Annotated in this window: 10 protein-coding genes and 1 pseudogene; 5 read left to right on the top strand and 6 right to left on the bottom strand. The window is 68.5% G+C overall.

Annotated elements, in window-relative coordinates:
- Positions 1–7: 7 nt before the first annotated feature.
- Positions 8–271, top strand: coding sequence for a hypothetical protein (locus tag M3Q35_RS09980; protein WP_273941389.1), 264 nt, complete (start codon positions 8–10; stop codon positions 269–271).
- Between the two features lie 46 nt (positions 272–317).
- On the opposite strand, the gene M3Q35_RS09985 is transcribed toward M3Q35_RS09980, so the two are convergent.
- On the bottom strand, positions 318–1,025 hold the full coding sequence (locus M3Q35_RS09985; protein ID WP_273941390.1) for an SDR family NAD(P)-dependent oxidoreductase: 708 nt from the start codon (positions 1,023–1,025) through the stop codon (positions 318–320).
- Between the two features lie 214 nt (positions 1,026–1,239).
- On the opposite strand from M3Q35_RS09985, the gene M3Q35_RS09990 reads away from it, so the two are divergent.
- Entirely contained in the window at positions 1,240–3,423 is a 2,184-nt protein-coding gene (locus tag M3Q35_RS09990) for a right-handed parallel beta-helix repeat-containing protein (RefSeq protein ID WP_273941391.1), read from the top strand.
- Between the two features lie 42 nt (positions 3,424–3,465).
- On the opposite strand, the gene M3Q35_RS09995 is transcribed toward M3Q35_RS09990, so the two are convergent.
- On the bottom strand, positions 3,466–4,656 hold the full coding sequence (locus M3Q35_RS09995) for an NHL repeat-containing protein (protein WP_273941392.1): 1,191 nt from the start codon (positions 4,654–4,656) through the stop codon (positions 3,466–3,468).
- A gap of 207 nt (positions 4,657–4,863) precedes the next feature.
- Here M3Q35_RS09995 and M3Q35_RS10000 point away from each other — a divergent pair, with 207 nt between their 5' ends.
- Positions 4,864–5,619 carry a maleylpyruvate isomerase N-terminal domain-containing protein gene (locus tag M3Q35_RS10000; RefSeq protein ID WP_273941393.1) on the top strand — a complete coding sequence of 252 codons (756 nt, stop codon included), beginning with the start codon at positions 4,864–4,866 and terminating at the stop codon, positions 5,617–5,619.
- Here M3Q35_RS10000 and M3Q35_RS10005 read toward each other — a convergent pair.
- The 3 genes and pseudogenes from M3Q35_RS10005 to M3Q35_RS10015 all read right to left on the bottom strand — a co-directional run bounded on the left by M3Q35_RS10005 (position 5,616) and on the right by M3Q35_RS10015 (position 8,711).
- Positions 5,616–7,901, bottom strand: coding sequence for a TIM-barrel domain-containing protein (locus tag M3Q35_RS10005; RefSeq protein WP_273941394.1), 2,286 nt, complete (start codon positions 7,899–7,901; stop codon positions 5,616–5,618). The two genes, M3Q35_RS10000 and M3Q35_RS10005, sit on opposite strands and share 4 nt — an antisense overlap.
- Positions 7,902–7,999: 98 nt before the next feature.
- Positions 8,000–8,350: pseudogene (locus tag M3Q35_RS10010) on the bottom strand (CBM35 domain-containing protein); the annotation flags it as partial.
- A gap of 112 nt (positions 8,351–8,462) precedes the next feature.
- The gene (locus M3Q35_RS10015; RefSeq protein WP_273941395.1) at positions 8,463–8,711 is read right to left on the bottom strand and encodes a hypothetical protein; all 249 of its coding nucleotides are present in this window, start codon (positions 8,709–8,711) and stop codon (positions 8,463–8,465) included.
- A gap of 347 nt (positions 8,712–9,058) precedes the next feature.
- Here M3Q35_RS10015 and M3Q35_RS10020 point away from each other — a divergent pair, with 347 nt between their 5' ends.
- Positions 9,059–10,384 carry a M20/M25/M40 family metallo-hydrolase gene (locus M3Q35_RS10020; protein WP_273941396.1) on the top strand — a complete coding sequence of 442 codons (1,326 nt, stop codon included), beginning with the start codon at positions 9,059–9,061 and terminating at the stop codon, positions 10,382–10,384.
- Between the two features lie 65 nt (positions 10,385–10,449).
- On the opposite strand, the gene M3Q35_RS10025 is transcribed toward M3Q35_RS10020, so the two are convergent.
- Positions 10,450–11,340: an alpha/beta hydrolase family protein gene (locus M3Q35_RS10025; protein ID WP_273941397.1), complete on the bottom strand. Its 891-nt coding sequence runs from the start codon at positions 11,338–11,340 to the stop codon at positions 10,450–10,452.
- An 85-nt stretch (positions 11,341–11,425) separates the two neighbouring features.
- Between M3Q35_RS10025 and M3Q35_RS10030 the strand changes: the two genes are divergently transcribed.
- Complete coding sequence (locus tag M3Q35_RS10030) at positions 11,426–11,986, top strand: TetR/AcrR family transcriptional regulator (RefSeq protein WP_273941398.1); 561 nt, start codon at positions 11,426–11,428, stop codon at positions 11,984–11,986.
- The last annotated feature ends 18 nt before the right edge of the window (positions 11,987–12,004 follow it).

Consider the following 12,004-nt stretch of genomic DNA (forward strand, 5'->3'; position numbering starts at 1 on the left):
CTCCACCATGAACGACACGCAGCCCGGCCTTGACGAGATCGAGGCATGCCTCGCGGCTGTGGTCGAAGGACGCATCAGCCGGGATGCGGCTGACCGGTGGGCCGGACGATGGTTCGTCGACGACACGCTCGAATGGGACGAACTGGCGTGGTGGGCGCTGGATCTCCTGTACGGGATCGACATGCGGACGGGGCCTGGCGCGCAGTACCTGTACGGGGATGACCAAGTGCGGGGATGGCTTGCGGAGTTTCGACGCCGCCGCGCCGAGTGACGCAGCGCTGCTCACCCCGGCCTGACGGCCGGGGTGAGCGTGGGGGTCACCAGGGCAGGGGACCGTTGGCGTCGAAGTAGCCGCCGGTGGGGCCGTCGGGCCCGATGAGGGCCAGACCGATGATGACGGCGGCGCCGTCCTCGACGGACTGGTGGCCGGTGTTGTGGTTGAGGTCGGTCTTGGTGAAACCGGGCTCGACGGAGTTGATCCGCATGCCGGGGAAGGCCTTGGCGTACTGGACGGTGATCATGTTCAGGGCGGCCTTGGAGGTGGGGTAGGCGACGCCGGGATAGCCGTAGCCCTGGAACGACGGGTCGCTGAGGCTGGCCAGGGAGGCAAGGCCGCTGCTGACGTTGACGACGACGGGGGCGGACGACTGCTGGAGCAGCGGCAGGAAGGCGTGCAACACCCGGACGGGACCGATGACGTTGGTCTCCAAGGTGGTCCGCATGATGTCGCCGGTGTGCTCGCCGGCGCCGAGGACACCGGTGGAGCTCATCTCGGCCTGGATGCCGGCGTTGTTGATCAGTACGTCGAGCCCGCCGGCCGCGGCGACGACCTCGGCGGCGGCCGCCACGGAGGCGTCGTCGGTGACGTCGAGCTGCACGGGCATGGCCCCGACGTCGTTGGCGGCGCGAAGGCCGCGGGCCGCGTCCCGGCTGCCGAGGAAGACCTTGTGCCCGGCGGACACGAGCTGGCGGGCGGTCGCCAGCCCGAGACCCTTGTTCGCGCCGGTGATCAGGATTGCCGTCATGGCTCCCGACCGTAGGGGCTGGTGCGCGGTCCAGGTCAACACCCTGCCGCTGGTAGTCCCGGTCCAGGCCAATCGTCAGATGACTGGTCGCTGGAACCGGTCAAATCGCCGGTGTAACGCGGTGTAAACGTTCTTGACATCGGATGTCTTGCTGCCTAGCGTGGTGACGCCGCCGCACGTGATTCTCTGGACGACTGGGCGAAAGGCGCTGGTCATGAGGCACTTAGGGCTGGCCGCAGCTGTTCTCACCGCCATGAGCCTGGCCGCGCCGGCGGCGGCCGCACCCGACACGGCGATCTACGCCGCGCCCGACGGCTTCGGCCGAACCTGTGCGCGCTACCTGCCGTGCACAGTCCAGACGGCCATCGACCGCCTGCACCACGGCTCCGTCCTCTACCTGCGCGGCGGCACCTATCGGCTGACCGACACGATCCAACTCAACCAGAGCGACGTGTCCATCCGGGCCTATCCGGGCGAAAAGCCGGTGCTGACCGGCGCGAAGCGGATCACCGGCTTCACGCCGCACGACCCGGCCAAGAACATCTACGTCGCCCGGGTGCCGCGCGGCACCGACACCCGCCAGCTGTTCGTCGACGGCATCAGGGCGGAACGCGCCCGCACCGCACTGAACCCGGCCACCTTCATCGCCACGCCGACCGGCTTCACCACACCGGATCCGAGCTTCGCCAACGTGACCAACCAGGGTGACGCGGAGGTGGTGCAGGAGAACAAGTGGAAGCACATGCGCTGTCCGCTCTCCGCGATCACGGCCACCGGCGCCGGGTCGAACCTGGTCGTGCAGCCGGACTGCTGGCAGGACAACAACACCGCGGTGATCAACAGCCAGTTCCCGTTCAACGGCAACGGACTGCCCAAGTTGGACGGCATCAGCTGGCTGGAGAACGCCTACCAGTTCCTGGCCAAGCCGGGCCAGTGGTACCTGGACCGCGAGGCCTCGCAGCTCTACTACATCCCGTTGCCCGGGCAGGACATCGCCCGGGCCGACGTCGAACTTCCGTTGCTGGACACGCTGATCGAGGCCAGCGGCACGCCCGGCCACATCGCACCGGTCGACGACACCGCCGGCACGTACACCGGCACATGGACGAACTCCACCGGTCGCCAGCTCGGCGACTTCCAGGACGGCGTACACGCCACCCAAGCCGTCGGCGCATCGGTCAGCTACACCTTCACCGGCACCGGCCTGGACGTGCTCAGCGAAACCGCCACCGACGGCGGCCAGTTTACCGTCACCGTGGACGGAAAGCGTGACCCGGCAACGTATTCCGAACACGGCGACGTCCGCCTGGCCCAGCAGGTCGTGTACTCGACCCAGAACCTTCGTTCCGGCCGCCATACCGTCACGCTGACCAACGCCGGCCCGAACCTCCTGATCGACGCGTTCACCGTTACGCCACACCAGGTCCGGCCCGTTCACGACGTAACGATCACCGGACTGACCTTCACCGGCACCACCTGGACGCTGCCGTCGCACGTCGGCTACATCGACAACCAGGCCGGCGTGCAGTGGGCCGTCAAGGCGCCGCACGCGCCGCTGCGCCCACCGGCCGCGCTGGAAATCCACCGTGGCAACAACATCACCGTCAGCGGCAACACCTTTGACCACCTCGGCGATGTCGGTATCGCGTTCACCGACGGCACACAGAACTCCGCCATCACCCGCAACACGATCACCGACACCAGCGCCGGGGGAGTGGCCGTCGGCGAAGTCGACGACTACTACCTCACCGACCCGGCCCGCATGACCCTCAACACCACGATCGCCGACAACACCATCACCAACGTGGGCCAGGACTATCACGACGCCGTCGGCGTCTGGGTCGGACACGGCCGGCGCACGGTCATCGAGCACAACGAGATCGCCCACACGCCGTACTCCGGCATCTCACTCGGCTGGGGATGGGGCTGGGCGTCGCCGTGCGAACTCCAGGCCAAGCAGGGGCTCGCCGTCTGCCGGCGCGGCACCATCTACTCCGGCGACAACCACATCCTCGGCAACAACATCCACGACGTCATGCGCACCCTGCTCGACGGCGGCCCCATCTACACGCTCGGCGGCCAGGACATCAAGGCGGAGAGCACGGTCGTCGGCAACTGGGTGCACGATGCCCCGAACAACAACAACATGCTCTACCACGACGAGGGCAGCTCCTACTGGGACACCCACGACAACGTGGTGAGCAACCGGACCGGCCGCTGGGTCGGCATGTGGACGCCGACCATCCACGACATCACCATCCACGACAACTTCACCGACAACACCGTCGTGAAGAACCTCGGCACCAACGTGATCATCAGCAACACCACCGTGGTCACGAACAACAACTGGCCCGCCGCGGCGCAGGCGATCATGGCGGCCGCGGGACCACGGCCGTAGGGGAGTTCTCTGGTGGCCGGCCAGGGCCGGCCACCAGAAAGGTCAGGCGACGAGCAGGCGTGCCAGCGCGAATCCCTGCGCCGTCCGACCGACCAGGACGACCTTCCCGTCGGACTGGACGTGGATGCCGTAGGCCCCCGACTCGGACCCGAAGTCGACGGTGGTCCGGCCCTGGTCGAGGAATCCCGAGGCCGGGCGGCCGTTCTTGTCGTACCAGGCGACAGCGAAGTTGTAGCCGTCCGTGCCGGCCACCGCGAAGTCGCCGTTGTCACGGAGGATGATCGCGCGTGCGGCGTCGTTGCTGATGACGCTGATGTTGGTCCGCACCCGGCCGTGGTCGCCGAACGTGTCGTCCAGCGTGCCGTCGCTGTTCATACGCATCGTGCCGAAATCCGTGTCGCTGTTGCCGATCCGCACCTTGCCGGTGACCAGGAACTTGCCGTCGCCGGTGATCGCGAGCGCCGACGAGGTGCTCGAGTTCTCGTCGACGGCGAAATAGTCGGTCACGGCGAAGTCGGTCGATCCGTCGGTGTTCAGGCGTTCCAGGTAGAACTTCTGGCCTTGTTCGAGGGAAGCAGCGGGAACCTCGATGGTCGCCGCCACTTTGCCGTCGTCCTGGAACACCAGCGCGCTGACGTTGCAGTAGTAGCCGCCGGGTTGGTACGTGGCCGAGCCGTTCTCGCCGAAGGAGGTGCGGAGCTTGCCGGTGTTGTCGAACTCGACGATGAGAGAACGGCCAAGGGTGAGACGCGGGGCCGCGCTGCCGCCGACCGCGATGGTGCCGTCCTTCGCGACGGCGACGGCGTCGGCCTCGGCATAGGTGTCGCGGCTGTACTCCACCTTGCCGCTGCTGCCGAACGTGGTGTCGACGGCACCGTCGGGCAGGTACCGGCTCACCATCACGTGACTGGAACTGACGTCGGGCGAGACCGTGCTGGCCACGACGAACTTGTCGTCCGCCTGAACCACTATCGCCGATGCCCGACCGGGATCGAGCGTGATCCGCCCACTGCTGCCGAAGCTCTTGTCGCGCTCGCCGTCCGGCGTGTACCGGTAGACGTAGCCCTTCTTATCGCCAGGATAGGTCACCAGCACGAGGGTCTTGTCGTCGTGCTGGACGGCGGAACGGACCCAGAGGTTCTCGGCTCGCAGGTTCGGCGCGACCTTGCCGGCCGTGCCGAAGCCGGGGTCGAGCTCGCCGGGACTCGCGCTGGCGACGCCGGCTGTCAGCACAGTGCACAGGAGCGCCGCGGATGATGCCCCGATCGCGCGGCGAAGGGCTGCCGATCTGACGAATGATCGCATTGCCTCAGTTTTGAACGCGCGCGATCGTGGGTGAAGGAGGTTCACGCCACGGTCGCGTGACATCGCCCGTCCGGTGCACCCGGCGATGACGCAAAGTGCGTCGTCCGAGGCCGGCAAACGTGATAGACAACGCGCGTGGAAGAGACCTTTACGTTCGCCGACCTGCTGCGGCTGATCGACGAACGGTCGAACGCGTTCGTGGCCGCGGTCGCCGCCGCGCCCAGCCTCGACGTGCCGGTGCCGACCTGCCCCGAGTGGACGTTGTTCGACCTCGTGCAACACCTTGGTGTCGGTCGTCGGGCCTGGGCCGCGACCATCGCCGCCGGGCCGGCCGACGCCAAGGCCGCGCCCGACGAAGCGACCGCGCCGCCGGACCGTGAGGCCCTGCTGGCGTGGATGGCCGCGTCAACGAAGCAGCTGGTGGACGCACTGACAGCGGCCGGTCCGGACCGCGGCTGCTGGACGTGGTGGGGCGACTCGCAGTCGCCGGAGACGTCCGGCGCCGCGGCCCGGCACCAGCTCCAGGAGATCGCGATGCACACCTACGACGCCCAGCTGGCCGCGGGCCTGCCGGCGGCGCTGGTGGACGAGATCGCGTACGACGGCGTGGACGAGTTCCTGTTCACCTGCAACGCCACGAAGTCGCCCTGGCCGCACGAGCCGGCCGTGATGAACTACCACGTCACCGACGGCCGCTCGTGGCGGCTCGAGTTCAACTCCGACGGCCTCCAGGTCACCCGCATCACCGCCCCCGACACCGACGCCGACCTGTCGGTCACCGCCAGCGCCGCCGACCTCGAGCTGTCCATGTACGGGCGGATCCCGGTGGACCAGCTCAAGCTCGACGGCGACCGGCGAGTGCTCGACCAGCTCGTCGAGTGGGAGCCCTAACGGTAGGCGACCACCAGCCCCTGGCTGGTCGGCTGCCTCGGCGTCGTCACGGTGATCGTCCGCTTCGCGCTGTCGTACGTCCACGTGCTGACGGCCAGGGCGTTCACCGTGACACTGCTCGGCGCGTTGGCGTTGGCGAACACGACCGTCCACTGCCGTCCCGCCTGAGGGCTGGCCGCCGGTTCGATGGTCAGCTGCTGGCCCGCGTAGCGGATCGTCGTGGCGGCGCTGTGCGACGCGTCAGTGCCGTTGTCCTCATACAGCGCGGTCTGCCCATTGGCCCCGGCGGCCACCGTGACCGTCGCCTGCGTCAAGGCGTTCTGCACATCGTTGTTCACGTTGGCTGTACGGGTGGTCACGATGCCGCCGGATCGGATGAACACCGGCATGGTGCCGAGGTCGGTCGTCACGTTCTGCGTCGAGCCGCCGGCGTAGGTCTTGCCGGTGAAGTAGTCCGTCCAGCTGTTGCCGGGCGGGAACCACACCGACGTCGTGGCCGTGCTGCCCGGCGTCGTCACCGGCGCGACCAGCACGTCCGGCCCGTACAGGTACTCGGCCCCGTCCTGCGCGTACGCGTCCTGTGAGTCCGGGTACTGGAGGTACAGCGGCCGCACGACCGGGATGCCGGTCACGGAAGCCTGCTGCGCCAACGTGTACGTGTACGGCACGAGGTTTTCCCGTAGGTTCAGGAACTTCTCGGCGGAGTTCTTCGCGTCGGTGCCGTACTGCCAGGGCAGCCGGTCGCTGTGGTTGCCGTGCAGGCGATCGATCGGCTGGAACGTGCCGAGCTGCACCCACCGGGCGTACAGGTCGTCGGCCTCGCGCGTGCTCCCCGGCTCGGCCCCGGCGGCCTGAGTGCCGTCGTTGTTGAAGCCGCCGATGTCGTGGCTCACCGCTGACAGCCCGGTCGACGCCGATTCCCCTGGTGTGTAACCGACTTCCCACTTCAGCACGGACCAGTTGGACGTGGTGTCGCCGGTGAAGTGCACGGTGCTGCGCTTGTCGGCCCACGGCCCGGTCGGCAATCCGGCCTGCCCGCTGTACCCGCCGGCCTGCAACGATCCGTACGCCCGGGAGAAGGCGAATCCGCGACCGATCTGCTTGTTGGAGTCGGCGGCGTACTGCTGGTTGATCCACGCGTCCGGGGTGACGCCGGGCAGCGAGGAGTACGAGCCCTCGCAGCACCAGTCCAGCCACCAGAAGTCCGCGCCCTGCTTCTCCATGGTCTGGTGCAGGTCGAAGTACGCCTTGAGCTGATCTGCCTTGCCCCAGTCGAAGATGTAGTTGTCGCCCTGCTTGGTCAGTCCGTTGTGGGCGGTCGCCTGCGCCTGGGCGTACTGCGGGTCGTTGGGCACGATGCTCGGGTGGATGTTCAACGTGTTGTGCAGGCCCTGCGCCGCCGACCAGTCGAAGAATGCCTTGGGGTCGGGGAACTTCGCCGGATCCATCTCCCAGCCGTCCCATGTGGACGGTGACTTGAAGTCGGTGTCGGTGACCAGCACGTCCAGCGGCACGGCGTCGGCCCGGAACCTGGGCAGGATGTCGTTCTCGTACTGGGCGGCGGTGCGGTCGTAGTACTCGGAGTACCAGACGCCGTAGGCCCAGCGGGGGAGCAGCTTGGACGGGCCGGTGAGCTTGGCCAGGTCGGACAGTCCGCGCTGGTAGTCGTGCCCGTAGCCGAAGACGTAACCGTCCTGGTAGGGGAGACCGGCGTGGGCGGGCCGTTGGGAGACAACGCCATTGGTGTAGAGCGCCGAGGTCGTGTCGTCGAGCAGGCTCCAGCCGTCCTGATACAGCAGGCCCGGCGTGGTCACGGCGTAGCCGCTCACGCCGTCGAGGCCGCGCCGGTAGCCGCCGAGGGGAGCGTGCGGCGCCAACATCTGCGTTCCGCTGTCCGTAACGGCAACGGTGTCGATGTTCAGCTCACAACTGGCGGCATCGGGACAGCCGATGGTCACGTCGTTGGCCCCGGCGGCCAGCGTCACCGGCGTGGCGATCGTCCGCCAGGCGTCCCAGCTGCTCGTTGTCGGCAACGACACCGAACTGCCCTGCACGGTGATCGGCCGCGCGGCCGGCTGGGCGTTGGAATACCGCAGCTGCAAGGAATACGTGCCGGCGGCCGGCACGCCCGTGACGTGGATCTTGTCACTCGCGCCGGTGCTCAGGCCGGCGACGAAGCCCGCGCCGGAGTAGTCGTTGTGGTCGGTGGCCGTCGCGGCGGAGCCTCCGAACGTGCCGGTCTCGGCTTCGCAGACCGCGCCGTACGAGCAGTTGCCGGCCACCGGCGGGGAGGGGCGGGGTAGCTCGAGCCTGGGGTGACGAGCGCCAGGCTGTCGATGTTGACGTTGCCGGAATCGTTGGCACCACGGGCAATGGTCACGGTGTGCGTGCCGGCCGTCAGCGAGAACGAGGTGTTGACGAGCGCCCACGTGTTCCAGTCGGCCGTCGTGGGCAACGACAGTGTGTGCGACACGCCGTCCGCCGAGGCGGTGAGCGTGCGGGTGGTGTTCTGCCCGTCGCCGCCGGTCGCGTTGGCGTAGCGGGCATCCAGCTGATACGTGCCGGCCGAAGCCACCGTGACCTGGAACGACAGTGAGTTGCCGGCGGCCTGGAAGCCCGCGGCGAAGCCCCGGCCGGTGTAGCCGGTGTGGTCGTCGGCCACGGCGATGCCGTTCAGGGTCAGGTCCTCGGCCTCACACAGCACGCCGGGGAGCAGGACGGCACCGTCCACGGCCGCGCGGTTACGTCCTGCACGCCGGCCTTCACCTGGACCTGGAGGTTGTCCGTGTTGAACGCCCCCGAGCCGACCTTGTACCGCAGGGTCAGCGAGCCGGTGTCGATGGTCAGCCAGCCGTCGACCGTCTTGGACGTGAACGGGGAGGCGTGAAGGAGTCTCGCCCGATCGCGTTGAACGTCGGTGCGTCGACGAAGTGCGTGTCGCCGGCGTACTCGGTACGGACCAGCGTTGGTGACAACACCTCGAATCTGGCGTTGCCCGAGGTCACGGCATGGGGATGGGGTGCGGCGACGGCCGTGGGTTGGACGGTGGCAACGGTCAGGAGCAGGGCAGCGGTCAGCGCGGTTCGGCGCATGTCACTCCTCGGCGGTGGTTCGAGGTGACGCTCGCAGACCGGTTTACGGGCTGGACACAACGTTGTAAAGGATTCTGTCCACCATGGTCACGGGGTTGACGCGGGGGAATGCCGGGGACGTCCCCGATGTCGGTTGATTAAAGCACTATAGCTTCAGTGACAACTGAATCTTCTCTCTACCTGAGTGGCTCATATGGCCCCTGAGCGCAAATGAGCCACTCACGTGCGGATTTCGGGGCCACGTGAGTGGCTCATTTGGTGCTTGGGCGCAAGTGAGCCACTCAGGTGGAGCACCCGGGGAGTCTCGAAGATCGGGACGGCCGGCCGCGCGGTGGTAGGAATGGCTGGTGAGCGAGAACGGGCTGCGGCTGGCCGAGCGGGAAGCGGTCGAGCTGGCGAGTGAGCTGATCCAGATCGACACCACCAACACCGGGGATCCCGCGACGCTGGTGGGGGAGCGGGCGGCCGCCGAGTACGTGGCGGGCAAGCTCGCCGAGGTCGGCTACGAGACGACGTACGTGGAGTCCGGGGATCAGGGCCCGGGCCGTGGCAACGTCGTCGCCCGCCTGGCCGGCGCCGACCCGAGCCGCGGCGCGCTGCTGGTGCACGGCCACCTGGACGTGGTGCCGGCTGAGGCGTCCGACTGGTCGGTGCACCCGTTCTCCGGCGCGGTACAGGACGGCTACGTCTGGGGCCGCGGCGCCGTGGACATGAAGGACATGGTGGCGATGAGCCTGGCGGTGGCCCGCCGGCTCAAGCGGGACGGCATCACGCCGCGCCGTGACATCGTGTTCGCCTTCCTGGCCGACGAGGAGGCCGGCGGCCAGCAGGGCGCGAGCTGGCTGGTCGACCACCGGCCGGAGCTGTTCGAGGGCTGCACCGAGGCGATCAGCGAGGTCGGCGGCTACTCGATCACGCTCAAGGACGGCGTCCGCGCCTACCTGATCGAAACGGCCGAGAAGGGCATCGCCTGGCTGAAGCTGCGGGTGCGCGGCCGCGCCGGGCACGGCTCGATGGTCAGCGAGGACAACGCGGTGACCAAGCTGGCCGAGGCCGTGGCCCGGCTGGGCCGGCACCGGTTCCCGGTGGTGCTGACCGACTCGGTGCGGGAGTTCCTGGCCGGCGTCACCGAGCTGACCGGCCTCGACTTCCCCGATGACGACCTGGACGGCGCGATCGCCAAGCTGGGCGGCATCTCCCGGCTGATCGGCGCGACGCTGCGGGACACCGCCAACCCGACCATGCTGGCCGCCGGCTACAAGGCCAACGTGATCCCGGCGATCGCCGAGGCCACCGTGGACTGCCGCATCCTGCCCGGCCGTGAGGCGGCGTTCGAGCGGGAGCTGGCCGAGATCCTCGGGCCGGACGTGGAGCGGGAGTGGCTGAGCCTGCCCCCGGTGGAGACGACCTTCGACGGCGCGCTGGTCGACCAGATGCACCGGTCGATCCTGGCCGAGGACCCGGCGGCCAAGCTGCTGCCGTACATGCTGTCCGGCGGCACCGACGCCAAGTCGTTCCAGCGGCTGGGCATCCGCAACTTCGGTTTCGCGCCGCTCAAGCTGCCGGCCGACCTGGACTTCACCGCGCTGTTCCACGGCGTCGACGAGCGGGTCCCGGTCGAGGCCCTCGAGTTCGGCACGCGCGTCCTCGACCGCTTCATCCAAGAGGCGTAATAGCACTATAGCTTCAGTGACGACTGAAAGCAGGCCTCTTCAGGCGCACACTGCCCAAAACCGGCTCAGGACTTGGTGATCACCCGGCCGATCGGGTCGGGCGCCGCCGGCCACGGCTGCTTGTCGAACTGGGCGTGCAGGTAGGCGGCGGTGAGTCGGCCGATGGCCTCGACCTGGGCCGGGTTCTCGTCGTCGAGCATCGCGCTCTCGGTCGAGTCGTAGCCGGAGATACCGCCGAGGATGTGGCCGGAGTCGACCACGGTGAGCATGGCCTTGGGGGCGGGGGAGAGGTGGTACGGGTCGGCGTGCCAGTCGGGGCCGAGGTCGGTGAAGTGCTGCGAGTCGTCACGGTCGCCGTAGACGATCAGGGCGGGCGTGGTCATCGTCGAGTAGTCGATGACGCGCATGAACGGCACGGCCTCGGCCATCGGCCCGTTGAGGACGTCGCCGCCGCGCCCCGGCGCGCCCAGCAGCACGCCGGCCTTGACGCGCGGGTCGAGCAGGTCGCCGTTGGCCCCCAACAGAATGCTGGCCGCCCAAGCGCCGTAGGAGTGGCCGGCGACGGCGATCTTGTCGTGGTCGATGCGGCCCTGGAGCAGTGGCACGGCGCGTTCGATCTCGTCGAGCCGGTCGATGATGTGGATCAGGTCCGTGGGGCGCTCGTCGGCGAACAGCGGGGCTCCGGGGACGTCGGTGAGCTGGTCCCGGAGGGTCGCCGAGTCGAGATGGGTGGGCTGGACGACGACGAACCCGGCCGCCGCCCAGAGGCTGACGATGGGGGCGTACCCGTTCAGCGAGGACAGGTTGTTGGTGGCGCCGTGGCCGTGCGAGAAGACGATCACCGGCAGGTCGGTGCCGGTGGCGGGGGAGGAGACGCGGACCTGGAGGTCCACGGGCCGTCCGGGCATGGCCAGGGTCAGCGGGCTGTACGACAGGACGGGTGCGGTAGTGGTCATGGCTGAGGTCCTCTAACCTTAAGCGGAACGTTGCTCCACAAGTATCCGGAGCGATGTTCCGCTTTGTCAACCCGAGGGGAGTCCCATGGTGGAAGCTCGCGCCAGGCGGGCCGACGCGGTGCGCAACCAGCAGGCGCTGCTCAGCGCCGCCGCCGAGGTCTTCGTGACCTCAGGCGTCGACGCGCCGATCCGCGAGATCGCGGCCAAGGCCGGCGTCGGCATGGGGACGATCTACCGGCACTTTCCGACCCGAGCCGACCTGATCACCGCCGTCTACCAGCACCAGATCGAGGCCTGCGCCGAGGCCGGGCCGGCCCTGCTGGCCGCGAGCTCCTCGCCGTTCGAGGCGCTGAGCCGGTGGATCGACCTGTTCGTGAACTTCCTGGTCACCAAGCACGGCCTGGCCGACGCCCTCCAGTCCGACAGCAGCCGCTTCGCCGCGCTGCACACGTACTTCCTGGAACGCCTGGAGCCTGTCTGTGCCGCGCTGATCACCGCCGCGGTCGAGTCCGGCGACATCCGGCCCGGCTACCAGCCCTACGAGCTGATGCGGGGCATCGGCAACCTGTGTGTCGGACGAGACGGAGACCCCCGCTATGACCCCCGCCGACTCGTCGAGGTCCTCCTCAACGGTCTTCGTCCCTAGGAATAATATCACTATAGC

This window comes from Kutzneria chonburiensis (genome assembly GCF_028622115.1).
Taxonomy (GTDB): domain Bacteria; phylum Actinomycetota; class Actinomycetes; order Mycobacteriales; family Pseudonocardiaceae; genus Kutzneria; species Kutzneria chonburiensis.

Excerpts from the sequence above, each read along its gene's own strand:
- M3Q35_RS10030 (WP_273941398.1), top strand. The coding sequence starts at position 11,426 with ATGGTGGAAGCTCGCGCCAGGCGGGCCGACGCGGTGCGCAACCAGCAG.
- M3Q35_RS09980 (WP_273941389.1), top strand. The coding sequence starts at position 8 with ATGAACGACACGCAGCCCGGCCTTGACGAGATCGAGGCATGCCTCGCG.
- M3Q35_RS09985 (WP_273941390.1), bottom strand. The coding sequence starts at position 1,025 with ATGACGGCAATCCTGATCACCGGCGCGAACAAGGGTCTCGGGCTGGCG.
- M3Q35_RS10015 (WP_273941395.1), bottom strand. The coding sequence starts at position 8,711 with ATGCGCCGAACCGCGCTGACCGCTGCCCTGCTCCTGACCGTTGCCACC.
- M3Q35_RS09990 (WP_273941391.1), top strand. The coding sequence starts at position 1,240 with ATGAGGCACTTAGGGCTGGCCGCAGCTGTTCTCACCGCCATGAGCCTG.
- M3Q35_RS10025 (WP_273941397.1), bottom strand. The coding sequence starts at position 11,340 with ATGACCACTACCGCACCCGTCCTGTCGTACAGCCCGCTGACCCTGGCC.